At 60.6% G+C, this 24,877-nt stretch carries 30 protein-coding genes and 1 tRNA gene; 14 read left to right on the top strand and 17 right to left on the bottom strand.

Annotated features, from left to right (window positions below):
• Positions 1-9: 9 nt before the first annotated feature.
• The gene (locus tag WOC76_RS11020; protein ID WP_341106876.1) at positions 10-1,302 is read right to left on the bottom strand and encodes a glycosyltransferase; all 1,293 of its coding nucleotides are present in this window, start codon (positions 1,300-1,302) and stop codon (positions 10-12) included.
• Positions 1,303-1,372: 70 nt separating this feature from the next.
• On the opposite strand from WOC76_RS11020, the gene rlmN reads away from it, so the two are divergent.
• A complete protein-coding gene (gene rlmN, locus WOC76_RS11015) occupies positions 1,373-2,548 on the top strand; it encodes a 23S rRNA (adenine(2503)-C(2))-methyltransferase RlmN (RefSeq protein ID WP_341106877.1) in 1,176 nt (391 codons plus the stop codon).
• 115 nt (positions 2,549-2,663) lie between these two features.
• The gene (locus tag WOC76_RS11010) at positions 2,664-3,296 is read left to right on the top strand and encodes an SGNH/GDSL hydrolase family protein (RefSeq protein WP_341106879.1); all 633 of its coding nucleotides are present in this window, start codon (positions 2,664-2,666) and stop codon (positions 3,294-3,296) included.
• Here WOC76_RS11010 and WOC76_RS11005 read toward each other — a convergent pair.
• Complete coding sequence (locus WOC76_RS11005; protein WP_445928465.1) at positions 3,293-3,790, bottom strand: disulfide bond formation protein B; 498 nt, start codon at positions 3,788-3,790, stop codon at positions 3,293-3,295. The two genes, WOC76_RS11010 and WOC76_RS11005, sit on opposite strands and share 4 nt — an antisense overlap.
• Before the next feature lie 2 nt (positions 3,791-3,792).
• Positions 3,793-4,371: a YqaA family protein gene (locus WOC76_RS11000; RefSeq protein WP_341106881.1), complete on the bottom strand. Its 579-nt coding sequence runs from the start codon at positions 4,369-4,371 to the stop codon at positions 3,793-3,795.
• Positions 4,372-4,518: 147 nt separating this feature from the next.
• Here WOC76_RS11000 and WOC76_RS10995 point away from each other — a divergent pair.
• From WOC76_RS10995 to WOC76_RS10980, 4 genes are all read left to right on the top strand, one after another.
• Positions 4,519-4,603, top strand: a tRNA-Leu gene (locus WOC76_RS10995).
• Between the two features lie 195 nt (positions 4,604-4,798).
• Entirely contained in the window at positions 4,799-5,977 is a 1,179-nt protein-coding gene (locus WOC76_RS10990) for a tyrosine-type recombinase/integrase (RefSeq protein ID WP_341106883.1), read from the top strand.
• A 179-nt stretch (positions 5,978-6,156) separates the two neighbouring features.
• A complete protein-coding gene (locus tag WOC76_RS10985; RefSeq protein WP_341388366.1) occupies positions 6,157-6,750 on the top strand; it encodes a hypothetical protein in 594 nt (197 codons plus the stop codon).
• Between the two features lie 3 nt (positions 6,751-6,753).
• Positions 6,754-7,842, top strand: a complete 1,089-nt coding sequence (locus WOC76_RS10980) for a helix-turn-helix domain-containing protein (protein ID WP_341106887.1) — start codon at positions 6,754-6,756, stop codon at positions 7,840-7,842.
• 29 nt (positions 7,843-7,871) lie between these two features.
• Here the strand turns inward: WOC76_RS10980 and WOC76_RS10975 are convergent, their stop codons facing one another.
• From WOC76_RS10975 to WOC76_RS10960, 4 genes are all read right to left on the bottom strand, one after another.
• Positions 7,872-8,039 carry a hypothetical protein gene (locus WOC76_RS10975; RefSeq protein ID WP_341106888.1) on the bottom strand — a complete coding sequence of 56 codons (168 nt, stop codon included), beginning with the start codon at positions 8,037-8,039 and terminating at the stop codon, positions 7,872-7,874.
• Positions 8,036-8,281, bottom strand: a complete 246-nt coding sequence (locus WOC76_RS10970; RefSeq protein ID WP_341106889.1) for a recombinase family protein — start codon at positions 8,279-8,281, stop codon at positions 8,036-8,038. Before WOC76_RS10970 ends, WOC76_RS10975 begins: the two co-directional genes overlap by 4 nt.
• A complete protein-coding gene (locus tag WOC76_RS10965) occupies positions 8,281-9,156 on the bottom strand; it encodes a hypothetical protein (RefSeq protein ID WP_341431416.1) in 876 nt (291 codons plus the stop codon). Before WOC76_RS10965 ends, WOC76_RS10970 begins: the two co-directional genes overlap by 1 nt.
• Before the next feature lie 145 nt (positions 9,157-9,301).
• Positions 9,302-10,240: a DUF4238 domain-containing protein gene (locus WOC76_RS10960; RefSeq protein WP_341431415.1), complete on the bottom strand. Its 939-nt coding sequence runs from the start codon at positions 10,238-10,240 to the stop codon at positions 9,302-9,304.
• 265 nt (positions 10,241-10,505) lie between these two features.
• Here WOC76_RS10960 and WOC76_RS10955 point away from each other — a divergent pair, with 265 nt between their 5' ends.
• Both WOC76_RS10955 and WOC76_RS10950 read left to right on the top strand, forming a co-directional pair.
• Positions 10,506-11,054: a hypothetical protein gene (locus WOC76_RS10955; RefSeq protein ID WP_341106893.1), complete on the top strand. Its 549-nt coding sequence runs from the start codon at positions 10,506-10,508 to the stop codon at positions 11,052-11,054.
• Between the two features lie 323 nt (positions 11,055-11,377).
• Entirely contained in the window at positions 11,378-11,578 is a 201-nt protein-coding gene (locus WOC76_RS10950; RefSeq protein WP_341431414.1) for a hypothetical protein, read from the top strand.
• A gap of 247 nt (positions 11,579-11,825) precedes the next feature.
• Here the strand turns inward: WOC76_RS10950 and WOC76_RS10945 are convergent, their stop codons facing one another.
• The 3 genes from WOC76_RS10945 to WOC76_RS10935 form a co-directional block, all read right to left on the bottom strand.
• Positions 11,826-12,314, bottom strand: coding sequence for a hypothetical protein (locus tag WOC76_RS10945; RefSeq protein ID WP_341106896.1), 489 nt, complete (start codon positions 12,312-12,314; stop codon positions 11,826-11,828).
• An 885-nt stretch (positions 12,315-13,199) separates the two neighbouring features.
• The gene (locus tag WOC76_RS10940; RefSeq protein ID WP_341106898.1) at positions 13,200-13,433 is read right to left on the bottom strand and encodes a type I restriction-modification system subunit M N-terminal domain-containing protein; all 234 of its coding nucleotides are present in this window, start codon (positions 13,431-13,433) and stop codon (positions 13,200-13,202) included.
• A gap of 97 nt (positions 13,434-13,530) precedes the next feature.
• Positions 13,531-15,078 (bottom strand): sigma-54 interaction domain-containing protein, encoded by a 1,548-nt coding sequence (locus WOC76_RS10935; RefSeq protein ID WP_341106899.1) that lies wholly within the window; start codon positions 15,076-15,078, stop codon positions 13,531-13,533.
• A 557-nt stretch (positions 15,079-15,635) separates the two neighbouring features.
• Between WOC76_RS10935 and WOC76_RS10930 the strand changes: the two genes are divergently transcribed.
• The 3 genes from WOC76_RS10930 (at position 15,636) to WOC76_RS10920 (ending at position 17,007) form a co-directional block, all read left to right on the top strand.
• A complete protein-coding gene (locus WOC76_RS10930) occupies positions 15,636-16,133 on the top strand; it encodes a hypothetical protein (RefSeq protein ID WP_341106901.1) in 498 nt (165 codons plus the stop codon).
• Entirely contained in the window at positions 16,114-16,398 is a 285-nt protein-coding gene (locus WOC76_RS10925) for a hypothetical protein (protein ID WP_341388356.1), read from the top strand. Before WOC76_RS10930 ends, WOC76_RS10925 begins: the two co-directional genes overlap by 20 nt.
• Before the next feature lie 174 nt (positions 16,399-16,572).
• Positions 16,573-17,007, top strand: a complete 435-nt coding sequence (locus WOC76_RS10920) for a hypothetical protein (RefSeq protein ID WP_341106903.1) — start codon at positions 16,573-16,575, stop codon at positions 17,005-17,007.
• Positions 17,008-17,482: 475 nt separating this feature from the next.
• Here the strand turns inward: WOC76_RS10920 and WOC76_RS10915 are convergent, their stop codons facing one another.
• The 5 genes from WOC76_RS10915 to WOC76_RS10895 form a co-directional block, all read right to left on the bottom strand.
• Positions 17,483-17,917 (bottom strand): hypothetical protein, encoded by a 435-nt coding sequence (locus WOC76_RS10915; RefSeq protein WP_341106904.1) that lies wholly within the window; start codon positions 17,915-17,917, stop codon positions 17,483-17,485.
• A 128-nt stretch (positions 17,918-18,045) separates the two neighbouring features.
• Positions 18,046-18,354: a hypothetical protein gene (locus WOC76_RS10910; protein ID WP_341106906.1), complete on the bottom strand. Its 309-nt coding sequence runs from the start codon at positions 18,352-18,354 to the stop codon at positions 18,046-18,048.
• A 166-nt stretch (positions 18,355-18,520) separates the two neighbouring features.
• Entirely contained in the window at positions 18,521-19,240 is a 720-nt protein-coding gene (locus tag WOC76_RS10905) for a hypothetical protein (protein ID WP_341106907.1), read from the bottom strand.
• A 169-nt stretch (positions 19,241-19,409) separates the two neighbouring features.
• Entirely contained in the window at positions 19,410-20,594 is a 1,185-nt protein-coding gene (locus WOC76_RS10900; RefSeq protein WP_341431413.1) for a JmjC domain-containing protein, read from the bottom strand.
• A gap of 65 nt (positions 20,595-20,659) precedes the next feature.
• A complete protein-coding gene (locus WOC76_RS10895) occupies positions 20,660-20,962 on the bottom strand; it encodes a hypothetical protein (RefSeq protein WP_341106912.1) in 303 nt (100 codons plus the stop codon).
• Between the two features lie 143 nt (positions 20,963-21,105).
• On the opposite strand from WOC76_RS10895, the gene WOC76_RS10890 reads away from it, so the two are divergent.
• The 3 genes from WOC76_RS10890 to WOC76_RS10880 are packed head-to-tail and all read left to right on the top strand — an operon-like array spanning position 21,106 to position 23,231.
• Positions 21,106-21,927: a lytic murein transglycosylase gene (locus WOC76_RS10890; protein ID WP_341388350.1), complete on the top strand. Its 822-nt coding sequence runs from the start codon at positions 21,106-21,108 to the stop codon at positions 21,925-21,927.
• Between the two features lie 20 nt (positions 21,928-21,947).
• Positions 21,948-22,967 (top strand): zinc-binding dehydrogenase, encoded by a 1,020-nt coding sequence (locus tag WOC76_RS10885; RefSeq protein WP_341106914.1) that lies wholly within the window; start codon positions 21,948-21,950, stop codon positions 22,965-22,967.
• A 33-nt stretch (positions 22,968-23,000) separates the two neighbouring features.
• Positions 23,001-23,231 carry a hypothetical protein gene (locus tag WOC76_RS10880; protein ID WP_341106915.1) on the top strand — a complete coding sequence of 77 codons (231 nt, stop codon included), beginning with the start codon at positions 23,001-23,003 and terminating at the stop codon, positions 23,229-23,231.
• Positions 23,232-23,241: 10 nt separating this feature from the next.
• On the opposite strand, the gene WOC76_RS10875 is transcribed toward WOC76_RS10880, so the two are convergent.
• Together WOC76_RS10875 and WOC76_RS10870 are read right to left on the bottom strand one after the other, a co-directional pair.
• A complete protein-coding gene (locus WOC76_RS10875) occupies positions 23,242-23,976 on the bottom strand; it encodes a class I SAM-dependent methyltransferase (protein ID WP_341106916.1) in 735 nt (244 codons plus the stop codon).
• A gap of 15 nt (positions 23,977-23,991) precedes the next feature.
• Positions 23,992-24,876, bottom strand: coding sequence for a patatin-like phospholipase family protein (locus WOC76_RS10870; protein WP_341106917.1), 885 nt, complete (start codon positions 24,874-24,876; stop codon positions 23,992-23,994).
• Position 24,877 lies beyond the last annotated feature (1 nt).

The raw sequence follows: 24,877 nt of genomic DNA, 5'->3' as shown, positions 1-24,877 counted from the left end.
GCACCGCCGCTACGCCAGCGCCGTCCTCTCTCCTGACGAGGCCCGCCACTTTCTCCGCCTGCGCCGCGCAATCGTGGTCGAGGCGGGAGAGCGCCCGCCACAGCGCGTCAGCGGTCGCGGTCTTGCCGTCGACCACCTGCGCCACGCCGAGCCGCGCGAGCCGCTCCGCGTTGTCGAACTGATCGCCAAGGAAGGGCGTGACGACCTGCGGCCGGCCGGCGCGAAGCGCCTGCCCGACTGTGCCAATCCCCCGTGGTGCACAATCGCCGCCGCGCGCGGGAAGATTTGCGAATGCGGTATGTAGGCGGCGGCGAAAACCCCGTCCGGCAGGTCGTCGCCGATCTCGTCGACCTCGTCCGCATGGGCGAGCAGGACGGCGCGCCGACCAAGCCGCTCGGCGACGCGGGCGCAGTCGCGATAGTAATCCTTCCGGGCCAAAGTGACGAAGCTGCCGAGCGTAAAAACGACGGGCGCCTCTCCGCCGTCCAGGAACTCCTCAAGCTCCGCGGCGAGCGCGCCGCCGTCGAGATAGCGGTCGTGGAACGTATGCCCGGCGATGAGCGTCCGGGAGCCGTGATCGGGCTGCGACGGGGCCAGCGCCGGGCTGAACAGGCCGATGACGGCGGTCGAGGATTTAGATCCCAGCAGCAGGTCCAGCCCGTAACGCGGCCGCAGTCCCAGCTCGCGGCGCAGCCGACGCAGCGGCTCGGCCCAAAGGCCCACGGCCTGCGCCAGCGACCACAAGAGAAGCCGGTTGTAGGCGATCTCGATCGGCCAGACCGGCGCGCGGCGCAGCGGAACTCGTGAAGCGAGCGGCGGATCGAAGGCCGAATAGAGCATTAACGGCGAGAGCAGCACGGTCACGAGCGGCAGGCCCTTCGTCTCGGCCACGAGGCGCGCCGCGAAGGCGAGGCTGTGCGAAACCACGACTTCCGCCCCCTCGGCGGCGGCCAGAAGGTCGTCGTAGCTCTCGCGAAGATGCGGAAAGATAAGCGTATCAAAGAGAAACTTGTCATCTTCCGCCATCTTGCGGGCGATTTCGCCGAGATCCATGCCGAGCCGCGCCATGAGATCCTCGGCATCCGGCCGGATGGGCGCGAAGCCGAGCCCCTCGCCGCGAATATGGTCCGCATAGACGGCGCTCGTCGCGATCACGGGCGCGAAGCCTTCCCGCGCCAGCGCCTGGCCCAGCGCAACGAAAGGATGGATGTCGCCAAGCGACCCGAAGGTCGCTATGAGGATTTTGCGCGCGGACAGTTTCGCCTGGTCCTTGCTCTGGATAAAATGGGCGGAAATGCGCATCTCTTGGGCGCGGGCTCGCCCGGCCGCCAGCGCCAGACCCAATTAGAGCGCCAAGCTCCAGGGATCGAATATGACTTTGTCACACACCGCCGCCGCCGACAAACCATCGCTCGCCGGCATGACGCGCTCCGGCATGGCGGACTCCTTGCGCGCGCTCGGCCTACCGGAACGCGAGATCCGAATGCGCGTGGCGCAGCTTTGGCACTGGGTCTATTTCCGCGGTGCGCGCGGATTCGAGGAAATGCTCAATATTTCCAAGGCGTTGCGCGCGACGCTCGACGACGCCTTCGAACTTCGCCTGCCGGAGATCGTCGAGGAGCAGATTTCCGTCGACGGCACCCGCAAATGGCTCTTGCGCCTCGCCCCCGTCGACGCCCTCGACAAGGGCGCGGAAGTCGAGTGCGTCTACATTCCCGAAAGCGACCGCGGCACGCTCTGCGTCTCCTCACAGGTCGGCTGCACGCTCAACTGCAGCTTCTGCCACACCGGGACGCAGAAGCTCGTGCGCAATCTGACGACGGCGGAAATCGTCGGCCAGCTTCTCGTGGCGCGGCAGCGGCTCGGCGACTTTCCCGACCGGGAGCGCCCCACCGACGGCCTCGTCCCCTCGGGGGAAGGCGTGCGCGCCGTCTCCAACATCGTCTTCATGGGCATGGGCGAACCGCTCTACAATATCGAGAACGTCATGGCGGCCGTCGATATCATGGCCGATGGCGACGGGCTCTCCCTCTCCAAGCGGCGCATCACGGTCTCGACATCGGGCGTCGTGCCGCAGATCGAGCGGCTCGGCGCGGATTGCGGGCCGGCGCTGGCCATCTCGCTCCACGCCGTGCGCGACGATCTGCGCGACGTGCTCGTGCCGTTGAACAAGAAATATCCAATCAAGGAACTGTTGCAGGCCTGCCGCGACTATCCCGGCGCAAGCAACGCCCGCCGCATCACCTTCGAATATGTGATGCTCAAGGGCGTCAACGACAGCCCGGCCGAGGCGCGCGAACTGGTGCGGCTGCTCAAGGGCGTGCCGGCGAAGATCAATCTCATTCCCTTCAACCCTTGGCCCGGCGCGCCTTACGAGTGCTCGGACTGGGAGACGATCGAACGCTTCTCCGATATCGTCTTCAACGCGGGCTACGCGAGCCCCGTGCGCACGCCGCGCGGCCGCGACATTCTCGCCGCCTGCGGCCAGCTGAAAAGCGAGACGGAGAAACTGCGGGCTCGGGCGCGCCTCGCCGCGGAAAGCGCGTAACGCCTACGGCTCGGCGCAGGGCGTGCGGACCGCCTTGCGCATGGGGTCTTTGCGGCGGCTTCGGCCCGCGCCCTATATTCCTCGCAGGACAACAGGGACGCAGGGTGGCACCTCAATGGCGCATCTCGCGCTCGTCGGCGACTCCATCTTCGACAACGCGGCCTATACGGTAGGCGGACCGGCTGTCATCAAGCAGGTGAGGAAGCATATTCCGATTGGCTGGCGGGCCACGCTCGGGGCTGTCGATGGCGCCCGGATCGACGAGGTCGCCCCGCAACTCGCGAAACTCCCGGCCGATGTGGACAAGCTTGTCGTCAGCGTGGGCGGCAATGACGTGCTCGAGCTTGCTCCGCTGCTCGACGCGCCGGTGACCAAGAGTGCGCAGGCCGTCGCGATGATCGGCGACGCCGCGCGCGCGTTCGAGGCGGCCTATCGCGCCATGCTCGAGGGCTGTCTGCACATCGACAGGCACTCGGCAATCTGCACGATCTATTGGGGGAATTTCCCTGACCAGATATTCCAGAATATCGCCAGAACGGCGCTCGCGCCTTTCAACGACGCCATTATCCGAATCGGCGTCGAGCATGGCCTCACCATCATCGATCTGCGCCTTGTCGTGAACGCGCCCGCAGATTACGCCAATCCTATCGAGCCCTCGTCGGCCGGGGGCGAGAAGATCGCAAAGGCCATCATCCGTGCGGCCACGGGCGATGGCGGTTGGGAGCGCAGCGCGCGGATCATCGGCTAGCGGGATCGGGCGCCCATGGCGGCGAGCGCCCCGAGCGCCCCCGTGATCAGCACGTTCCAGTTCGCAAGCGTGAGGCCCAGCACGAAAAGCGTGGGTTCGTCGCAACGCACGACCTTCACGGTCTTGAGCTGCTTCATGAAGTCGTCCATCGAGCCGGCCGCGCTCAGCGCGCCGGAGCAATCCGAAGGACCGGCAAAGATCTTCCATTCGACGCCCGAATGATAGATCGAGAGGCCGGCGTCCGCGACAAATAGCGCCGCCATCAGCAGAAATGCCCCGCGGGCGAGGCCCGCCCTGCCCGTCTGCGCGGCGAAGGCGGCGAGCGGCGCCAGCGCGAAGGCGACGTAATAGGGAATGCGCTCCTTGTAGCAGAGCTCGCAGGGCAGATAGCCGAGCGCCTCATAGGCCCAGGCGCCGCCGATCGTCGCGGCGGACAGGGCGAAGATGAACGTCGCGATAAGGCGCGGGCTCATGTCCGCAAGGAGAGCCTTCACGATCAGAACATCTTGGCCGCAAGGGCGAAGCCCGCGACCACGACCACGGCCAGAGACCCTACGAAGAGGCCGAAATGGCTTTCGAGCTTGTCGCGGATCGGCTCGCCGAAGCGGTTGATCGCGGCCGCCAGCACGAAGAAGCGCGCGCCCCGCGTGATGAAGGAGAGCGCGATGAACAGCGGGAAATTATAGCCCAGCAGGCCGGACACGATGGTCACGAGCTTGTAGGGGATCGGCGTGAAGCCCTTCACCAAAATGAAGATCGCGCCCCATTGGGCATAGAAGGCGCGCAGCGCCTCCATCTTCGAGCCATAGCCGTAGAAATTGATCAGCCACTGCCCGATCGTATCGTAGAAGAGCGACCCAAAGGCATAGCCAAGCGCCCCGCCCGCGACGGACGCGATGGTGCACAGCGCCGCGTAATACCAGGCCTTCCTGGGCTCGGCGAGGGTCATCGGCACCAGGATCACGTCCGGCGGCACGGGGAAGAACGAGCTTTCCGCGAAAGCGATGGCCCCGAGCGCGAAGGGCGCGTGCTTGCTGGCCGCAAGCGACATGGTCCAGTCGTAAAGCTTTTTCATCTTCCCTCGTCGAGGCCGTCTGGCGGGATGGCAGGCCATAGCACGAAAAGTTTAACCTAAAGAAGGCGGCCACGCGGCTTGACGCGCCCTGCCGCCTCGCTAATATCCGCCCCGCTGACGGACGGTTTCGATGAAGCCGACGCTCGGGCCCCTGTGGCGGAATTGGTAGACGCGCTCGACTCAAAATCGAGTTCCGCAAGGAGTGCTGGTTCGACTCCGGCCAGGGGCACCAATTCCCCTTTTGTTCTCCTTCCCGCCCCTCCCCGCCGCTCCCCGTAGCTCCCCGCTAAATCCTCGTTTTCTCTAGGCATTTCGCCGGTTTTCCGCCCCCCTCAGACCCGCCGCGCCCCGCCGCTCCCCGTGGCTAACCACGCGGATTTCCTGTAAAGTCGTCTGTAACGCGCGCGCTTTACAGGAAATTACAGAAATGGCTTTGACCGATCCGGAGATCAAAAACGCCAAGCCCGATCCCGCTCGCCCGATCAAGCTCTTAGACGGCCGCGGCCTGCAGTTGTGGGTGTCTCCCAAGGGCCTCAAAACCTGGCGGCTCTATGTCTCGGCCAAAGGCCGCGAGATCGGCAAGACGCTCGGCCATTATCCAAAATTAAGCTTGCGCGACGCTCGGATCGCCGCCGATCGCGTCCGGCTCAACATCCTTCAAGCCGTCGAGGCCGAGGCGACAGCGCCCACGCCGGCTGAGACCTTCGGCGAGGTGAAGGCGCGCTGGCTCGATCAAGTCGAGCGCTCGCACGCCTCGGCCTCGACAAAAGAAAAGGCGCAATGGCTCTGCTCCAATATGGCCGCGCTCGATCCGCTTCCCCTCGCCGAGATCAAGGCCCCGACCATTCTCGCTTTGCTCAAGCCGTGGGAGGCCTATGGCAAGCACGAGACGGCGGCTCGGCTCAAATCGACCATTTCGCGCATCTTCCGCTACGCGGCGGCGCATGGCCTTGTCGAGCATGATCCGACGGCGCTTCTAAAGGGCGCCCTGATCGCGCCCAAGCCCAAAGGCCGCGCCGCCCTCGTCGAGCGCGACAGCTTCGCACGGCTGATGCGGGCCATTGCCGGCTATGGCGGCGACAAGCCCTCGATCCTGCGCGACGGGCTCATGTTGCTGGCCTTAACCGCCGCCCGGCCGGGCGAGCTGCGCCTCGCCGAATGGGAGGAATTCGATCTCGACCGCGCTGAATGGACGCTTCCGCCCGGCCGCATGAAAATGCGCCAGCCGCATCGCGCGCCGCTGTCGGCGGCTTCTGTGCAAATTTTGCACAGATTGGCCCAAGAAAACGGGACTGTGCGGCCGGCCTCTCCCTTTATCCTCCCCGGCCCGCGCGCCGGCCGGGCGCTCTCTGAAAACGCCTTTAACGCCGCGCTGCGCGCCATGGGCTTCGGCAAGGACGAAATGAGCGCCCATGGCTTTCGCTCGTCGTTTTCGACGCTCGCCAATCAATCGGGGCTCTGGGCCTATGACGCGATCGAGCGCCAGCTCGCCCATGTCGACGCGTCCGACGTGCGCCGTGCCTATCATCGGGCGGATTATTTCGACGAGCGACGCCGGCTCATGGATTGGTGGGGGCGCGAGATCGGGGCAATGATTGCGGCCTAAGCGGGTTAAGTTGTCGGCCTCGGCCTCGATCATCCGACGCGCAAGCGATCCCCCGGGGCGGCACAATACTGAAAAGGCTGGGAACTCAGGGCATCGCAACGATTATGAAATTTTTTCGCTCGATTTACGAAACAGAAAGGTGTATGGCCTGATTATCGAAATCAGCGCGAGTCGCCATCTTGACTTACCCCACCGCCGACGACGTGTACCATCTTCTCGAACGCTATGAGCAGCCGTTAATGTCCGCGCACTTGAAGGCGTGGGATCGGTTGGTATCAAACACCGCTTGGCCGACGCTGACCTTCCAGCGCACCGCGTCCAGTATGATGCACGACTTCATCGTGCAGGAGGCTGGCATAGTTCTCGACGAGCTCCCGGGCATACGCCGCATCCCCCACGACAAGAGCGTCCGCTATCTGGTCGAGGACAAGCTGCTTTTCCGCTTTAAGCGCGGCACAAGAAAAGGGCTCGGTAGCAACATCGACACCCAAGCCAACCATGACTTCATCGACGCTGAGGTCAACCTGCTCGGCGTTTCGCCGATCTGGAAAGTCGAGTTACTTTGGTACCCGAACCGATTCCAGACCAAATTGGATCGCGTCGAAGTGAGTGCCCGTGACGGAAAGCGCCGCCTATGGGCCTATACGATTGGCAACGAACCCGACATCGCAGCGCTGCCGCTCGACCTGCCGATCGGCCCGGCCGCTCCAGCGCAGGGGCTAATCACGATCAAGCCAAAGCCGAAGACCGCAGAGAACGAGGGCGAAGAGTAGTAAATGTCATTCACTGGAGCGATGCTGCGACTCGCGAGGCAGAGAAGAGGTGTTCGCCAGAACGAGGCGGCCAAGAAGCTAGGCGTCTCCCCCACTGATCTGTCCCGCATTGAGAACGACGCCAAGGAGCCGCCGGCTGACCTTCTCGCGAAGGCCGCCAGCGAATTCGCGGTGCCCGTCGAATTCTTCGCATTGACCGATCGTATCTACGGCGCACCGGTTTCCGTTCACCCTATGTGGCGCAAGAAGGCCGATGTGACCGCTGGCGAGATGGATGCTGTGATCGCGGAGCTAAACGTACGCGTCATGCACCTTCGCCGCTTGCTGCACTCAACCGACCTAAATCCGATCCGCACAATCCCTAAGCTTGACATCGAGCAGTACGGCAGCCCGGCCAAGATCGCCGCGCTGTTGCGTGCCCACTGGATGCTGCCGGCCGGGCCCATTCAAAATCTGACCCAGATTCTGGAGGAGGCTGGCGTCGTCATTGTGCATTCGCGCATGGGGGGGTCGTCGATCTCAGGAGTAACTTTCCGCGTTCCTGGCCTGCCGCCGCTGATCGTGCTCAACAACGACCAACCGGCTGATCGGATGCGCTTCACCTTGAGCCACGAATTGGCGCATATCGTCATGCACCAGTTCCCGACGCCGGCGATGGAGCAGGAGGCGAATGAGTTCGCAAGTTGCTTTTTGGTGCCAACCAAGGACGTTGCACCGCATTTCGGGCCCGGTCGCGTGGACCTGCCGAAGCTTGCCGCGCTGAAACGCATTTGGAAGGTTTCAATGGCGAGCCTGGTGTTTGCCGCCGACCGAGCGGGCAAGCTGACGACGTCGCAGAAGAATTATCTTTGGCAGCAATTTTCGATGGCTGGCATCCGCATTTCCGAACCGCCGGAGTTAGACTTTCTTGCCGAGCAGCCGGCCATCGTGGCGAGTCTTCTCCGCATCCATGTTGAGAGCCTTGGCTACACAATCGCCGATCTGGCCAAGATATTGACCATCACTGAGGCCGAGCTCCTTGACCTATACGACATAGCTGACTTGCCAGGGACAAAACCGAACCATCCGAAGGGCCTGCGCGTCGTCAAGTAATTCGCGCATGGTGACTGCCAGCCATCGGCTTACCTCCCTTTCATCGCCGCGAGCTCGGCGCGCAGTGCGTCGAGCTGTTTGGACACCGCCAAATTAGTCCGGATCAATTCCTCGGCGAAGGCGTCGTCGCCGGCCGCTTCCGCCGCGAGGCGCTCGGCAGCGAGGGCGCGGCGCTCGGCGACCTCGGCGCGGTTCAAGGAAACCTCGAAATCGTGCTCCTGCTGACATTAAACCGCCGCGCGAGGTCGGCTTGCGTCGCGCTGCCTTCGGCGAGCGCCGCAAACGCCTCCTCGCGCTGGTGGCGGGTGAGGGCAGGAGGTCGCCCCATGTGAACGCCCCGCGCCTTGGCGCGGCTGCGCCCCTCGCCAATGCCGGCGCGCATTAGCTCGCGCTCGAACTCGGCGAAGGTTGCGATTTTTCGAGCAAAGCGAGCTGTCACTATGCAGGGACTCCTGCCTTTTGCAGCCACTCGTCGAACAACTCTGGCGTCAACGTAAGCGCCCGAAAGAACAGGTCTCGCTCGGTCAGGAATACGCTAGCACCGTCTTTGCTGCCCTCCATGTCTGCCCTCCCGCTGCTAGGATGACCTTCGAAAATAATTCCCACAGGAAAGAGTTCTTCATCTTCAACTTGGCGCTCTGCATGTCCCTCCACAGCATATACGGGGCCGCCGCTCATTCCGCTGAAATAATAGCCGTGCGCCTTGTCGAGAAGGCTCGACAGCGTAATTTGCCGCTCCGACCGTGCAAGCCGTGAGCTTACCTCGGCGACAACGACAAAGAGTTGGCTACTGACCTTTTCTGCTCCGCCAGTGGTTACCTTTGTTTTTTTCTCGTCAGGGTACCCCGCAGCGAGGCAATATTTGACGGCATCCCACTTCGGTTCACGCCAGTTATCGAGGTCGATCGCCATCTTGTTTTTCTTGCTGGTCAGCAGCCCCCAATAACTGCCGTCTATCGGCGCTATAGCAACGTCAATTTCTTCGCGCTTGGTCTCTGCGTGTGGCGCACCCACGCCCAGCGACAGTCCCTTCGCAGTAAAATAGGACAAGTTCAGCACAGCCCTATCTATGTGAATGGCGATGGTTGGGAACCTTGCCCCCGGCACCATCTTTGGGTCTGAAATCGCTTCCATTACATGTCGGCAGGTGACGGCATAATGCCTGTTGCGTCGTTTGATAAAGGTAAAGGTTGCGCTTCTTGTAGTTTCGTCGTGCCCTGTCTCCAGAAAATGGTCTTGCAGCCAAGCGGGGTCCGTTTGCCGGCGTGGTAGGCTTTCAGGTCTTTGTTCGTCCATGCTGTTCATGCTGTTCATGCTGCTCAATGCTCCTCGCGCATTTCTCAAACGGGTGCGATTTTTCGAGCAACCCGCGTTGCGGAAATGTTGATTTATGCACCACGGCCCCACGCGATCGGCTCGCTGAGAGAGCGAACATGGTAATCATAGCGCAACAGCCGCATCACGCCGTGAATATGCCCTTTTTTAGCGAGGTGATTTCTCCCAAGTAGGAGCGATCATTCGAATATACCTGATCATAACACGCGGAATAGATGGCGTAATTGTAGTTTTCAACCTCAAGAACACTGACATTACGTTCTTTAGGTGACAACTTGCTTGCATCCTTCGTCAACAACATTGCTCGCTTCGGAGACAAAGGATAAAATAACTCAACATCCGTATCCTTGTGAGTTTTCATATTGATCACAGGCTGATCCCCCGTTATGAATGGGACGCGCCCGTTATTCACCAAAAAGATGATTCCATAATTATTCCTTTCTAGGAAAAGACCTGCTCCGACATTTGCCGCATAAATGTGGCACTCGACGACACCCGTCCTGACCAAATCGAGGCCAGGAAGTGGGTTCGGAATGCTCTCGAACAGGGCGCGCATTCTAGGCGTGCGGAAATATTGGTTTGTCAAAAAATACATAAAAACTGAGCATTGAGAAGAATCTGAGTAAAAGCTGTCGTCGCCTCTCCTAAGCGAATCTAGTATATGCTGAGCATTCCTTTCGATATTTGCGTGATATGATTCCCCTACGGTCTTCTCGATAACTCTGAGCTGCTCACATAGTTTTTCGTTCTCTTGCTCGGAGATGGCTGAATTTTTGATACGTTCACGCATAAGGAAACTTAACTGAAATAGCTGCACAAAGCGCCGGTTGATATCCTGAAGTCCCTTATGAGAAGCTTTGCCAATCAGCCCTTTGAGATAATCAACATCTACCGGGGACAACTCAAACGTTTCATAGAAATATTTTTCGCTCGCAACTGATTTTGCTATCGTTTCAAACAAATTCTTAGCCCGGCAGCGATAGCAAAAGAGCTTCCCCCCTGTAGCCCACGCCTCAAGGTGGTAGCGCCAGACATAATGCTGATTTTTCTGAACAGTGCTCACGCGCCCTCGCCTCCTTGCTGCGAGCGAGCGCGGCGCTCGCTCACAACGCTTTTTTCGCGCACGAGCTGCGCGAATCCGGCACCCAATGATTCACACGTGCCAATCCCATAACGCTCAATTCTCTAAAACACAGAGACCGCTCTGGGCGGCCCTTTCTCCTTGCGCCCGTCTCAAAAGCTTTGACTTGTGCACAAGCAATCCGCCTTGCCGGGTGCAAAAATCGTGGATAATGGTGAGTATATTAGCACCATCTGGAGTCGCATGGATGAGCATTGTCGCAGCCCCACCTCCACGTGCAGCTCCACCTCCACGTCAGGCAGGTCCACATTGGTGGTGGCCGTTCGGAAAGCAACCGCAAGCCCGACCGAGTGACATGCCAGATAATCTAGCAGACCTCCTTAGTGAACTTGAGGAGTGGGCTGCAGGAAACGAAAAAGATGCTAAAAGAGATGCTTTAGCGTTTTGGTTTCTAAAAATACCAGCAATAATTTCGTCCGCGCTTGCTGCGTTATTGGCTTATTTTCACCAAGAAATACCAACAATGGTATTAAGCGCAATCGCAAGTGGCTGCGTCTCTGTTGATAGTATTAATCCAAGAGGACTGCTTAGAAATGTCCATGTGCGCGCGGTTCATGACTTAAGGATACTCTCAATGAGAATTGTGAATCGTTGGCGTGCGCGTGATCCATCGTCGGATAAGGCGATTATCGCGGCACAGATCATCCATGATTCAGAAGGCGAACGAGATCGAATTGCAATTTACATACGGGACGCAGAAAGTGCCCTAAAACCTCACAATAGTGGGCCGGTGTAAATCCAACTTCTGGTCACCCAGGCCGCTGCGGCCGGGACGTTATTAAGCTTGTAAACGGGCTGATTGGCACCATGGTCGCACTGATCTTGGGCCTGCTCATTGCATCTGCGAACAGCACTTACAACGAGCTGAGGTTGATTTCCGCAATGCTGTTTGGCTTGATCGGAAACTAGCGAGGTGCCGCGCGCTGCGCCTCAGTTAAAGCCAGCCATTCGCCACACTGCAGACTCTTCAGCGGTTACGTAGTTTCCACAGCTAGCTAAACAATGGATATTAAACATTGTTTTATCAGCCGGCGGGAAGTAGCGAGTGAGGATTTTAGAATGCAAAAATTCAAATCTCCGTATGAAAAACCGGCTGTTCGTGTGCTCAGCCAAAAGGAAGTAGCGGAAGTTCATCAAACATTCGCGGCTCTTATTGCAGAAAAAAAAATTCCAAGCCGAGAGCTGAGCCAGGACAATTTCGATCTCCAGCGTCCCGAGCCCACGCGAAAGACTCAAAGGATAGAGGCTGAGGTGGATTAGTCTCACTCGATTCAATCGGCGCCTGCCACAAGCGGAGGCACAACCGTGCTGGCGATATCGGACGAATGCTCGCCATACCGAAATTTGTAATTTTTATGTAGGCGCACCAGAAACGAAAGCAAAATCAACAGGTGGCGACTCCGGCCAGGGGGGCACCGCTCTCAAACGCCTTACGCACCTTGAACGCCCCCGAGTTCGTTATGACGCCCAAAGCGTCGCCCCCTCCGGCCGGGCTAGCGTCTGAGCATCAGCGCCGCGTGTGCTCCAGAATTTGCAGAACCCGAAATGCTGGATTGTTAGCGTCTGCTGTGGAGGTTCTCGCCAATTCGCGTAACTGCTTGATCGCGTTGCTATAGCCATGGTTGATGAAGAGTTCGAAGCCAGTGAGAGTTTTGAGCTGCTCCACAAGACCAGTTCTCACAATCGGAGACCAGAACATAAAGCGCGGTGTGAAACCATTCAAAAACCTCGCGGCATACTCTTGCTGACGACGATGCTTATCCGAAAGTTTCTTTATGGTGGCGTCGGTGCCTTTGCCTATGAGCAACCCATCCAAGTGAGTCGTCACCTCGCAGAGGTATGCGTTCCGGTTAAGGAGATCGAACCCGATGACATCGAGCTCCCCCAGACCTTGAAGGCCGCCACCCGGTGGGCGCGCGTTGTAATCAACGACGCTGCATTTTAGCACCAGTTTTAAGTAAGCTCCGACGAGATATTCTCCCATTTCAGTTGACATGGTCGCCCCACATCTTCGCTGTATTGCTCATGGCACGAGCCTCGAAACATGCTCCGCGCCGCCGCGCAAGGGCGGCCTGCGTCGCCTTGCCCTTGGCAAAGTCACGCAAGGCCTCACCGCGCTGATGCGGCGTGAGACAAAGCCGCAATCTGAGCGCCAACGCTCTGGCCGTCGGTCGAAACGCGGGCGTAGCCGAAAATCACGCTGGCAGCGTGCCGGAAAGCCGAAACTTTCGCAATAAACTTTTGCATACGCCAAGACCCTGATTTTCAAGGGCTCGACGTGTGCTTGCAAAACTCTAAAGTTTTGCACACCGACCATTTCAAGAAACGCACACGGATAACAGGCGGAACCGTTAGTGGGTTTTGCGAATTTTGCTAGGCACCGCATTACGCCCGTATGCGGCGCTTCAAAGCGAAATTATCGTGCTTGCCGGATACATGAGGGGAATTGGTGATGCGAAACCTACGCTTGACAGCGTTCGCTCGGCATTCAGCCTTGGTCGCATTAATTGGCTATAGTTTGATGTTGCTGGGAGGAGAAGCGCTTGCCTGTAGCCCGCGAGGAGCAACTTGCAAAACCGAATGTAACCATTGGGGAACTTGCACAAAATATTGGTGTAATGGAGCGGCGTGGGAGAGCCAAGGCCTGTGCAATCCCGGCTTTTGCCCGCCGAACAATTGTCCTTCTGAGCTCCGGAAGCGCCGCCATTAGCCCCTAGTTCCGATTTGACGTGTGGAAGGCGCAAGGCGGCTTCGGTGCCGCAACCGTTCGGGCCGCGGAGCGCTCAAACACCGAGCTGCTGGCGGCGCGCTTAGCCCGTAAATCTTTTGGGAATCCCTTATCCCGCTCACGCAAGAATGAATACGACCGTCCGAATAGCGCTCACTGGCGCGTCCCATATCCATGCCTTGGCAACCTACTGGGTGAACTCGCCGCGAAGTGCGGGCTCCAGACATGGATGGTCGAGGTTTCTACCACAAGCCGTATTTCTTCCAGCTGCTGGATGAACAGGAGGTAGGTGATCTGCTCGATGACAGAGAGCGGATTGGAGACGCCGCCGGACCAGAAGGCGTCCCATATCTTGTCGACCTGATTGCGGATTTCGCCGGTGAGCATGGGGTTGGCGCAATTCCCTGATCAAAGAAGCCAAATCGAAGCCCGGGGGCTTCGGCGCACTATGGGTAAAGCCATCGCTGACGACCGGCAAGCGGGTTCACGGCCGCGCATCCGGACCCGCGCCCATGCCGCCGACGCCATACTTCTCCAGCCAATTCGCGAGGGTCTGATAACTCGGCAGGCTGAGCATGGCTGCGGCGCGGGTCTTGTTGCCCTGCGCGGCCGCCATGGCGCGGGTGAGATAGTGCCGCGCGACATCGGCCAGCAGCTCCGGCAGATCGACGCCGGGCTCCAGCGCGCGGTTCAGCACGGCGTCGCCGCGGGGCGTCGCGCGCGGGAGCAGCGCATCGGCGACATCGGCGGCGTCGATGGTCTCACCGTCGCACCACACGACCGCGCGGCGTAGCGTGTTCTCCAGCTCGCGGACGTTACCGGGCCAGGTCTGGCGCATCAGCTGTTTCTTCGCCTCCGCCGAGATGCTTCTCGGCGTGAAACCGGGCTCCTGCGCGCTCTGCTGGTTAATCCGCGCGAGCAGGCCGTCGATAAGGGGCTCGAGGTCCCCTTCCCTCTCCCGCAGCGGCGGCATGCGCAGGACAAGGACGGCGAGCCGGTAGAACAAATCTTCGCGAAATCGCCCGCCAGCGACCTCGGCCGCAAGCTCGCGATTGGTGGCGGCGATGATGCGCACATCGACCTGGAGCGTCCTGTCGTCGCCCACGCGGCGGATTTCGCCCTCCTGTATCGCGCGCAGCAGCTTCACTTGCGCGGAGAGCGGCAACTCGCCGATCTCGTCCAGAAACAGCGTGCCGCCATGCGCCGATTCGAAATGGCCGACGCGATCCCGGATCGCGCCCGTGAAGGCGCCCTTCACATGGCCGAAGAGCTCCGACTCCAGGAGCTCGCCCGGAATGGCGCCGCAGTTCACCACCTGAAACGCCTTGCGCCGCCGCGCGCTCGCTCGATGAATGGCGCGGGCGAGCAGCTCCTTGCCCGTGCCCGACTCGCCCTCGATGAGGATCGGCACAGAGCGCGGCGCGGCCTTCATCGCCCGCGCGATCAGCCGCTGCATCGCCAGCCCGCGGTAGATGATGTCGCCGAATCTGACCCCCGCCTCCACGGCGCCCGCGCTCGCCTGTTCAAGCCGGCGATCCGGAAGACGCAGCGCGTCCGTCACAAATTCGGGAGAGAGCGAAATATCGAACGGAACCGAGGCCGTCTCGACGCCCTTCTGACGCGAGGCCTGCAATAGCTCGGCTCGATACTTGGTTTTGCCGAGAATGACCCACGTCGCCGCCATGGCCGGCGTGCCGGAGCTCAGATTGAAGCAAAGCTGCGGCCGCTCCGGGAGAGCCCGCAGCTCTTGATCGACGTTGTGCGTGACCGCCGAGTAGATCTCTTCGAAATTCGTCGGGCTTGAGAGCTCGACGCGCGCGATCGAGAGGTCAACGCGCTTCTTGGCGCCGAGCCGCGCCCGCAGCCAGCCCTCATATTTCCGGACGCGCTTTTGGTCCTGATCGGCGATCAGCAGCACACGGTCGAATTCGCGCGCCGCAAGCGTCGAGGCGACCGGACCAATGTCGGTCTTGTCCTCGGCCTCGGGCGACTTCAGATCGGCGGCGCCGAGCCATGAGACCAGGATACGCATCTCGAATGCGTATAAGATTGTTTATGTTAGCACAAGATATCTCGTGTTTTTGAGCGCCCTCGTCACGGCGCGGCTTGCGGCGCTGAAGGCATTTTTAGATTTTGATTCATATATTTGCATGCAATTAGCCACCGAGCGGGTCCGCCGATGGCGGCCCGGCATCATCATTGCGCCACGCGTGGCATGAGAACGCGACGACCTCAGCGGAAACCCTCCCATAAAGCGATTGCCGTCTGCTTCGGCCGACGGCGCCTGTAAAGGCCGGAACAGCCAGCCAGCTTCGCCAGGCGGCGCAGCAATCTACGCGGCGCATCTCCGCCTCCGCGCTTATGCGACCCCAGGCGGGTCACTCACATCCCCTTTTTATTCCAAGCAACCCGAGAACGACGATGAGACCATTCGAATATCCGCTCCGCGAACTGCGCGATGGAGCCATCGGACTGTGCCCGGATGGGTCCGTTGTGGATCTGGCGACAGCCACGTGCATCGAACTGTGTTCGACGCATCAAGCCGCTGTAACGGTGACTGTTACGCGTTTTTTCCGCAGCGTCGAACCTATGCCCATCAAGGCCGCGGTTCCAATTCTGTCGCCTCCCAACGCAATTATCCGGCGCCTCACTGTCCGGGTGGGAAAATGCATCCTGGATTGCGCGCCAGCGCCCGGCCAGGACAACGCGCATGCGAGCCTCGCGAAACCACGTCAAGGGCTTCATGTCATCACATTCCCTGCCTTCCCCGCACAGGAGGAAGCCCAAATTACAGCCGAACTGGCTGTGCCTCTGTCGATTTCCGGCGCAGAGCCGCGTCTGAAATTGCCGACGAAAATATCACACGTTCTCGATCCGTCGGCTGGCGAAACGATCTCCGAGGCGAGCGCCGCGCCGACAGCCATGATGGTTGTCTCCGACCGCGTCGGGATCGTCCTGCTACACGGGCGACCCATTGGGGAAGGGCCGATCATGATCTCGGCGAGGGGTCCGATCGAACTGCATTTTCCGGGAGTCGCGCAGGATTTTCAAAAGCGAAAACTGCCACATGAGCAACACACTTATTGAGGCTATCGCGGATCACATGCTCGCGGTTCGGGCCTTCCGCTACGCATGTAAGGAGAATCCCGGCACGACAAAAGAGTACGACGCTTTCGAGGCCGAGCGCCTCGCCATGATGGCGCTTCTCTCATTTCCGCCCGAAACAATAGAGCAAGCGCGCGTCCGCGCCGCCTATCTGATGACGACGCGATTTCCGCACGGTCTCAACGCGGAGGGCTTCGCCTTTTTGCAATCATTCACAACCAAAACGGAGTCTCCGGATGCAGACTGACTTACTCACGGCCGAACCCATTTATGCGACGTTGGACGCCGCTATTGGCCGCCGCGCGACGCTCGTCGACCAGTCGGCAATTTGACCTTTCCCAGCGGCCCAGCGCGTTCGTGCGAGCAGCTCGTTTCGGTGGATTTGTCGAGTCAAATTGACTTACGTAAAAAGGAATTAGACATGAATAAGCTTGCGCTCTGCTTTGGCCTCGTCACTTCAACGGCAATGGCGGGCTGCGCGACCATGACGCGCGGAACAACTCAAACAGTGGCCATCAACACACCCGGCGCACCCGGCGCCGTATGCACGCTTATTTCCCCATCCATCGGCACGCAGACGGTGACGACGCCCGGCGTCGTCACCCTCGCCAAGGGCTCAAGCGCTGTCTCCATCCGATGCAGCAAGGAATGCTACAGCGATGGAACCGGCGTCCTTGCATCGAACATGGACGGGATGACGGCGGGAAATGTGGTCGTCGGCGGAGTCATTGGACTCGGGGTGGACGCCGCCACTGGCGCAATGAACCAGTATGCTCCGCAAGCAGACATCGTGATGACTCCAGACGGTTCCTGCACAGCGCCGGCAGCGCCTTTTTTACGCCGAAGCCGGCGGTGATCACTACCACTCGCCTTGTGATCCTGCGCAGCGACTCACGTCTGTAGAATTTCCCCGCCTGCCTTTCGCGAACGCGATCCGCCTCGATCCGGAACGCCGCGAGGCTATGCAAGACTGGTGCGCGGGCTCGCGAGAACTACTCGCCAAACTGCGCCCGCTCGGGCTATGGACCTCTCTGCAATAAGCGTAATGGATTACTTCTGCACAATAAGTGGTTGCAGGGTGTATTTTAACGGAGATAAAAAATCAGGTATCACAAGCTGGGATTACGGCCAGTTTAACGCCGATAGCCTCCACGCATTTTGCGAAGGACGTGCTCACGCCGCTGCTGATTGGCGAAGTGGACAGCCCACGCAATTTCTCCCGCTTTCCTTGAGAACGCAAGCTTCGTCCAAAAGATGGGCGAGCATCTTGGCGGCAAAAGGATCCTTGCCGCCAAGGGCTCGCTCGCGCGAGACGCTTCATCTTCAGGCGATTACCAGCCGTAGCCGTAGCCCCAGCCAGGGTAGGCGCAGACGTTTACCCATCTTTGCGCCCAGCCCCAGCCTGTCCAGACAGGGCGCAGGCGGTAGCAGCCATTGTAGCCTCCCCAGTAGTAGCCGACAGGTCTGTAAAAGTTGCGCCGGTAACCCCAGCCGTAGCCGACGTAACGAGGGCCGCCCCAGTAGCGCGGGCGTCCGAAGCCGCCGCCCCAGCCGTGGCCTCGCCATCCCGCGAAGCCGCCGCCCCAGCCGCCGCGACCGCCCCAGCCGCCGCCGTGACCGAAACCGCCGCCCCACCCGCCGTGACCGGCAAAACCGCCGCCATGGCCAAAGCCTCCGCCCCAACCACCGCGCCCCCAGGCAAGGGTTTCCGATGGAAGGACCGTGGCGATTGCCAAAGCGCCTAACAGAGCGATCTTGTGACGCATTTCAACGCGCTCCTTTTCGAAAGACGCCCCTCCCTCTCGAAATTAGGCGTTGGCTTTGGCGCGCGTGTGTCGGGATTGTTGCCGGGCTGTGGCGCGACTGAATGGATTCTGCGCCCGCCGCTTTTTACTCAGGCGACGAGATTCTCATAGTCGAAAAGCCGCTCCGGGTCGGCGGCGGGCGCGGGCAACCGGTCTGCTTCCGCGACGAACGCCTCTATGGCGGCCTCGAGGATATCCGGGAAGGCGCCGTGCTCGGACGCGATCATGCCGGCGAGCGTGTCCTCCAGGGCGACGATGAAACAGCCGAGAAACTCTTCCTGACGTTCGGGCGCGACCTCGCGGCGCCTTTCGACATAATCTCGAGCGGTCCCGCGCCCAAGGCGCATGGCCATGTCGTAAGCGGCGTTCAGATTGCGCAGGCCCGGCATGTCGGTCAACTTCAGCTAAATGCCCGCCCCTCTTTGCAGGATTGGCTTTGCGAGCCGCGCTGCGCGTTCAGGGGATCGATTACATGGTTAATCCCCTCAGAGTTAAGGAAGGGTTGAGGACCGCGGACCTGGCGCGAGGAGGGACAGGCCGCCCCTCCCGCCCCCGGCCCTTCCCTTATTTCGCCGGCCCGACCTTGCCCGGCAGGCTCAAATTACCCGAGGTCACCTTGAACACATTCGCGACGCAGAGCAGCGGCGATGCGAGATCGGCGTTGACCCGCAGGCCGGCGGTGACGCCGTCGAAGGATGCGGACGGCAGCGCCCCGATCTTGTCCAGCGGGACTTTCACCTCGACCGTGTCGCCGGATACCTCTGTCTGATAATCCGGGCTGTCGATCAGGATCGGCGCGCCGGGCCAGCCCTCCGGCGTCTTCGGATGCGCGTCTTTTGGAATATCGCGCACTTTCAGTCCGCCGCCGCAAGATTTATCGTCGGCCAGCACGACCCAGTGCGGATGCCAATGATCGCGATTTTTGCCGCCCTTGGCCGCGTCGTCGAAATCCGGATGGAAGGTGACGGCAAGCGCGACAATGCCCTGGTCCTTGTCGAAACCCACGTCGGCGCTATTGAGCGACGTCGGCCAGACATAGGCGTAAACGCCCGAGCCCTGGAATTTGCCCGTCGCGTCGGGTCGCGCCTTGCCGGCGTCGCCGCGCACCCTCGTCTCGAAGACAGCATAGCCATTCTTTGTCGAGACTTTCGTTTCGACAATGTCGAATGGCGCGAGGACCTTGGCGTCGCTCGGGGCCTTGATCTCATTGCCCCAGGCGCCGCCAGCAAGGCACGAGAAAAGCCCGGCAAGGAAGCCGAGGCCACTCAATTTTTTGCTATTCATAGCTCGAAGCTCCTCGATGTGATGGTCTTTTGCGTTTTCCGGAGAGCGGCAGAAGAAGACCCCAGGAAACCTGAAAGCCTGGATTGGCTTCGTTCAAGCGCCACACCATCCCGCCTCGATGGGGCCAGCGACCCCGCCCCGAGGGACGACGCTTCCATTGAAGGAACTTTTACGCCGGGCCGCCGTCTTGTCGCGAGACGGCGCAAAAACCATTGAGGACGAGCGTCCTGACGAGATCCAGTTTACCCGCCGCCTCCGGGGGGCCGGGCAATTCCTGAATCTGAAACCTTGCGGTTTGCAGCGCAAAAATCAGGCCGGAAAGAACGGAAGGATCGAAGGAGACCGCAACGCCCTGCCCCATCAGCCTTATAGCGTCCGGGCCCGTCTCGATCGAATAGAGCAGGTCCTTTCGGACCTCGATCCAGCTGTTTTGGGAAAGCGCATGAGCCTGTCCGACGCTTTCTCTCGGATTTTCGATCCACGGAGATCGGCTCGAGAGCAGCTCATTCCAGATCGAGCGCAGGCCGAGCTCGAGGCGCGCCGTTTCCGCAAGCCTGTTGATCAGACGCGAGAACGCTTCTTCCAGGTCCGCACGATCGGCGCCGAGAAAACCCATGGGGAGACTCGCACGGAAAGCTGCATCCTTTCTCAGGGCATCCGCTACCGAGCGTTGGAGAACATCGACCCAAGTGTAGGGGAAACTGTAAAGGGAGATATGTAAGGAGGGCTGATCCGCCGCGCAGACAAGGTGCGGGAAGCCTCGGGGAACGTAAAGCATGTCGCCGGCGTTGAGCGCATATTGCGCCAGCGGATTTTCGTCGGCTAAAGCATCATAGCAATGCTCATCTCGCAGCGGCAACGTCTGCGAAGGATAGACGCGCCATTGCTTCGAGCCGGAGATTTGCAGCGCGAAGACATTATTGGCGTCGTAGTGAACAGGAAAAGCCCGCCCCCCCGCCGGAGCCCAGTACGCATTGGCGGAAAACGGCGAGTTGAAATATTTCTCCATTGAACGGCAGAGCGTCGCAACGGAGGCGCAATAGGCGTCGACGTTTCTGTGAACGATCGTTGCGCCCTCTTCAAAAAGCTCGAACAGACGCAACGCATCGACCTCGCCGCGCGCGTCTGCATATTCGTCGGTCGCGATCTTCCTTCGGCTGTCGATGGCAAAAACTTGCGTGTACTGTGGACGCGACAGGAGATGGAGCCTGTCCATGTCCTCCAGACGAAAGAGCGACGCGTGATAACTGGCGGATGACCTCTGCAGAAAAAGCGGTTTCTTTTCGAAATGCTCCAGCGCAAATGCGCGCGCGCCGACCGGGCGCAGCAATTCTTCGAGACCGAAATCCGGCATCGATCAATCCGCTCGAGTGCGAAAAAAAGGCGGGCTCGCTCGGCTAAGCCCGCGAGCCCTCTTTACTAGAAAACCCACCACGGCGCCGAAGAAATCGGATTTTGCGGCCCGGGTATAACGGCGACGCCGTGGAATCCCTTCAATCCCGGATCGCCCTTGGCCGGCCCCGGCAGAACGGATACGCCGTGAAACCCATGCACGCCAGGGTCTCCAGTCGGCGGGCCAGGCTGAACGGCCACGCCGTGGAATCCGACTCCGGGCGGCGCAAGGACTGGTGGCCCGAGAAACGCCGGTGGCGCTGCGCTTACCGGATGCGCCATGGCGCTCGCCGCGAGCGTCACGACAGATAAAGTTACACGTCTGTTCATGATGCCTCTCCCTCTTGGCATGAGAGTTCAGCGAAACATGTTTTGGCGGTCGCGCCTAGTTGTACTTTCGGATACAAAGCTGACCCTTGAGCACATGCCGCTTCAAGGGCGCGCGCTCTTCGTTCGGCTCGCTGGGAGAGACGATGATAACAAATCATTCGATCATTCGCCTTGTGGCGCTGGCGCTGTTGGCATGGTCCGCGCCGGCGTGCGCTGCGGGCTGTGGGCGTACAGCGGAAGGATTTCCTGCGTGGGTGCAGGAGTTCAGGCGCGCCGCGGCGGTCGCAGGGCTTTCTGAAGGAACGATAGATGCGTCGCTCGGCGATGTCGTCTACGACCGCGTCGTTATCTCCCGCGACCGGAGCCAGAAGGTCTTTCGCTTGAGCTTCGAGGCTTTCGCAGCCCGGCTGATCACGCCGAGGCGCCTCGGTCAGGGGCGCGAACTCATGCGCCGTCACGCCGCCCTGTTGCGCCAGATCGAGGCCCGTTACGGCGTCCCGCCGCCCGTGCTCGTTTCCATCTGGGGCCTCGAGACTGGCTTTGGCGCCGACAACGGCCGTTTCAAGACGATGCAGGCCCTTGCGACGCTCGCCTACGACTGCCGGCGCGGCGCGCATTTCACGCAAGAGCTGACGGACGCGCTGCGAATTGTCGAACGCGGAGACATGACTGCGACGCAAATGCGCGGCGACTGGGCTGGTGAAATCGGCCAGACGCAATTCATGCCCTCGTCCTATCTCAACTACGCCGTTGACTTCGACGGCGACGGCCGCCGCGATCTCGTTCATTCGACCAGCGACGCATTGGCGTCCACGGCGAACTTTCTCAAGAGCAAGGGTTGGCAAGCGGGCGCTGGCTTTGCAGAAGGCGAACCCAATTATCCCGTCTTTCTGGAATGGAACCAGGCGCGGGTCTACGCCAGAACGCTCGCCTATTTCGCCGGCAAGCTCGCCGCAGCGCAGTAACGTCCATCAGGAGGCGCAAGATGCGACAAATCTGGATCACGAAGGCGGGGCGGCCCGAAGTCCTCCAGGTGAAGGAAGCACCCGATCCCGCGACGCAAGCGGGCGAGCTGCGCATCCGCGTCGAGGCGAGCGGCGTCAATTTCGCCGATATTCTTGCGCGACTCGGCATCTATCCGGATCTGCCCGGCCTTCCGGCCGTCGTGGGCTATGAAGTGGCCGGGTCGGTCGACGCCGTCGGCCCCGGCGCCGATCCGCATTGGCTTGGACGCGATGTCTTCGCGGCCACGCGCTTTGGCGGATATTCGGACCTCGTCTGCGCGCCGGAAAGTCAGGTCTTCCTGCGCCCGGCCGGCATGTCGGCGCAGCAGGGCGCCGCGCTGCCCGTGAATTATCTCACCGCGTGGCAATTGGTCGTCGTCATGGGCGGGCTGAAGGCGGGCGAGACGATGCTGGTGCATTCGGCGGGCGGCGGCGTCGGCATCGCGGCGACTCAGATCGCGAAACATATCGGCGCGCGCGTGATCGGCGTCGCCTCCGCGTGGAAACACGCCGAACTCGAGAAGCTAGGCGCCGATCACCTTCTCGATGTGCAAGGCGATCTCGAAGAAAGTGTTCGCGACTTGACCGGGGGACGTGGCGTCGAGCTTGTGCTCGATCCGATCGCAGGCTCCTCATTCAAGCGCAGTTTTCGAATGCTCTCCGCCACCGGCCGCCTTGGCATGTTTGGCGTCTCCTCCTTCGCAAACGCCAAGGAGCGCGACCTCTTCAACGTGGTGAAATCTCTCTTCGGCACACCCCTGTTCCAGTTCATGCCGATGACGCTCATCAACGCGAACAAGGGCGCCTTCGGCGTCAATCTCGGGCGCATGTGGGGCGAGACGGATCGTATGCGTCTCTGGGCGGAGGACTTGCGCGCCCTTTGGGCAAAAGGCGCGATCAAGCCGCGCATCGACCGGACGTTCAGCTTCGACGAGGCGCCGCTCGCGCATCATCATCTTCAGGACCGCAAGAACATTGGAAAGGTGCTGCTGACGCCGTAGCGGTAGCCTGGCAATGAGAAGCGATGCCTTAATTTGTCCATGCGGTTTGGATTATTGATTGCCTCTCTGATCCATCGACAAGCAACGGAGGCGCTCGGTTTGTCGGAAGAAGTCGAAAAAACAACGATGTCCAACGAGGCTGTCCAAGACCTGATCGACTCTGCGGAAATTCTGAAGCAGCTGCACGACGAGATTTTGGCTCAGATCGAGAAATTCGACGAACTCGCCGAGAAAATTTCATCCATGAAAGGGTCGGCTTCCTGAAAGCGGCCGGTCATCCCTTCACCGCGGAAAGAATGACGCTTTTGGGGTTCGACAAGGTCGCGCGCCAAAACTCCTCGCCGAATTCGAGAATACCTTCAGGCGTCACCTCGAAGCGTATCCATTCGATCTGAGAAAAGCCGTTGCGTGCGAGGACCATTTCATAGATTTCCCGATCCCATTGCATGCAGTCGATCGAAAATTCAGACTCCCCGTAGAAATGCATCCTGAAGCGCGCGCCCGTCTCGTTACGCTGCAATTCTTCGATGAAGTAGCCATAAGGCAATGTGTCCTTACGGCCGTTTACGAAATCTGGACTGGGCACGACTGCGAGAAGCCGACCATTATCCGACAGATTGTCGGATACATTTGAAACCATGCTTTCGAGCGTCTCGATATCTTCCGCATAATTGAATAGAAATACTGCGGTCGCAATGTCGAAGGTTCCAAACTTCCTTTTCACCGAGGCATCGCCCACGAAGTAACTTACGCCCAAAGGCGCGTGATCCTCCTCCCTGCGCGCGAGCTCGATCATCTGCGGCGAGAGATCCACTCCCACCACAACCGGAGCGCCAAGCCTTTTCAGAATTCTCGAATAAAAACCCTCTCCGCAGGCGAAGTCGATCGCGCGCTTGCCGTCCAACCGGCCAATCGCTTTGATGACGGATGGCGCTTCCAGAAAGAGCGATGTCGGCGCTTGCCTCGCCCCTTGATAGGCCGCGCCAATGTCCTCGTATTGATCGTCCATTCGGAGCTCTTTGGTTCACATCGAATGTGTCGCCGGATGTCCAGCGTGCTGATGGTGGTGTGGCGCAAGCTGACGGGGCGACGCGGGTCTCGTCAAGCCGCCCTGCTCGATCCATCTGCGCGTCGACAGGGTCGCCCGCGAGATCAGGCTTTCGGCCTGCGAGAAATCATAAGGCGATACGTTGAGCGGGCAGAGCGCCGGCGCCATGCGCACTTCGATTTCTTCGGGCAATCGTTCGATGTCGCGCATCAATTGCCACGCGATGAGCAAAGTGATGGCGTGCAGCGCCCGCGCCACGGCGCCCGACGGGGGGCCCTCGAGATCGCAGGCGTAGCCGGTCGGCAAAATGAATACCCGCCGTGCGCCGAGGGCAGCCGCGAGGCTGAGCGGCGTATTGGCGGCGACCGCGCCATCCATCAATGAAACGTCGTCGATCTCGACAGGCGGAAAGACGCCGGGCACGGCGGCGCTCGCCATGATCGCTTCTACGGCGTCTCCCTGCGACAGCGGCACGGCGATGCCCTGCATGTCCGTCGCGACGAGATGAACCGGCAGAGGCGCCTCCTCGAGCCGCCGAAACGGGAGCGTTTTCTCGACGAGGCGTCTGAGCGGCGCTGGATCGACGAGATAGTCGCGTCCCTTGAGCACGGCCAGAGCCGTGGTCATGCTGAACGGAAACACATCCCTGCGGCGCAGGCCGAACCAGATGGTCGCCAGAGCCTCGACGCCTTCGGCGTGCGGATAGGCCGCGAAATAGCTGGCGTTCAAGGCGCCCACGGAGGAGCCGACGACAAAATCCGGCGCCACGCCCGCCGCAAGCAAAGCGCGCAGCATCCCGACCTGCACACAACCGAGACTGCCGCCGCCGGCGAGGACAAAGGCTGTCTTCCCTGCGCTCATG

Origin of the sequence: Methylocystis sp. IM3 (genome assembly GCF_038070105.1) — a bacterium.
Classification (GTDB): domain Bacteria; phylum Pseudomonadota; class Alphaproteobacteria; order Rhizobiales; family Beijerinckiaceae; genus Methylocystis.
Note: the sequence above shows the minus strand (reverse complement) of the source record. Positions and strands in the feature narration are given on the sequence as shown.

Bases quoted from the DNA above. Each gene is read 5' to 3' on its own strand.
- WOC76_RS11020 (WP_341106876.1), bottom strand. From the start codon at position 1,302: ATGCGCATTTCCGCCCATTTTATCCAGAGCAAGGACCAGGCGAAACTG.
- rlmN (WP_341106877.1), top strand. From the start codon at position 1,373: ATGACTTTGTCACACACCGCCGCCGCCGACAAACCATCGCTCGCCGGC.
- WOC76_RS11010 (WP_341106879.1), top strand. From the start codon at position 2,664: ATGGCGCATCTCGCGCTCGTCGGCGACTCCATCTTCGACAACGCGGCC.
- WOC76_RS11000 (WP_341106881.1), bottom strand. From the start codon at position 4,371: ATGAAAAAGCTTTACGACTGGACCATGTCGCTTGCGGCCAGCAAGCAC.
- WOC76_RS10990 (WP_341106883.1), top strand. From the start codon at position 4,799: ATGGCTTTGACCGATCCGGAGATCAAAAACGCCAAGCCCGATCCCGCT.
- WOC76_RS10980 (WP_341106887.1), top strand. From the start codon at position 6,754: ATGTCATTCACTGGAGCGATGCTGCGACTCGCGAGGCAGAGAAGAGGT.
- WOC76_RS10965 (WP_341431416.1), bottom strand. From the start codon at position 9,156: ATGAACAGCATGAACAGCATGGACGAACAAAGACCTGAAAGCCTACCA.
- WOC76_RS10955 (WP_341106893.1), top strand. From the start codon at position 10,506: ATGAGCATTGTCGCAGCCCCACCTCCACGTGCAGCTCCACCTCCACGT.
- WOC76_RS10950 (WP_341431414.1), top strand. From the start codon at position 11,378: ATGCAAAAATTCAAATCTCCGTATGAAAAACCGGCTGTTCGTGTGCTC.
- WOC76_RS10945 (WP_341106896.1), bottom strand. From the start codon at position 12,314: ATGTCAACTGAAATGGGAGAATATCTCGTCGGAGCTTACTTAAAACTG.
- WOC76_RS10940 (WP_341106898.1), bottom strand. From the start codon at position 13,433: ATGCTCACCGGCGAAATCCGCAATCAGGTCGACAAGATATGGGACGCC.
- WOC76_RS10935 (WP_341106899.1), bottom strand. From the start codon at position 15,078: ATGCGTATCCTGGTCTCATGGCTCGGCGCCGCCGATCTGAAGTCGCCC.
- WOC76_RS10930 (WP_341106901.1), top strand. From the start codon at position 15,636: ATGCCCATCAAGGCCGCGGTTCCAATTCTGTCGCCTCCCAACGCAATT.
- WOC76_RS10925 (WP_341388356.1), top strand. From the start codon at position 16,114: ATGAGCAACACACTTATTGAGGCTATCGCGGATCACATGCTCGCGGTT.
- WOC76_RS10920 (WP_341106903.1), top strand. From the start codon at position 16,573: ATGAATAAGCTTGCGCTCTGCTTTGGCCTCGTCACTTCAACGGCAATG.
- WOC76_RS10915 (WP_341106904.1), bottom strand. From the start codon at position 17,917: ATGCGTCACAAGATCGCTCTGTTAGGCGCTTTGGCAATCGCCACGGTC.
- WOC76_RS10905 (WP_341106907.1), bottom strand. From the start codon at position 19,240: ATGAATAGCAAAAAATTGAGTGGCCTCGGCTTCCTTGCCGGGCTTTTC.
- WOC76_RS10900 (WP_341431413.1), bottom strand. From the start codon at position 20,594: ATGCCGGATTTCGGTCTCGAAGAATTGCTGCGCCCGGTCGGCGCGCGC.
- WOC76_RS10895 (WP_341106912.1), bottom strand. From the start codon at position 20,962: ATGAACAGACGTGTAACTTTATCTGTCGTGACGCTCGCGGCGAGCGCC.
- WOC76_RS10890 (WP_341388350.1), top strand. From the start codon at position 21,106: ATGATAACAAATCATTCGATCATTCGCCTTGTGGCGCTGGCGCTGTTG.
- WOC76_RS10885 (WP_341106914.1), top strand. From the start codon at position 21,948: ATGCGACAAATCTGGATCACGAAGGCGGGGCGGCCCGAAGTCCTCCAG.
- WOC76_RS10875 (WP_341106916.1), bottom strand. From the start codon at position 23,976: ATGGACGATCAATACGAGGACATTGGCGCGGCCTATCAAGGGGCGAGG.
- WOC76_RS10870 (WP_341106917.1), bottom strand. From the start codon at position 24,876: ATGAGCGCAGGGAAGACAGCCTTTGTCCTCGCCGGCGGCGGCAGTCTC.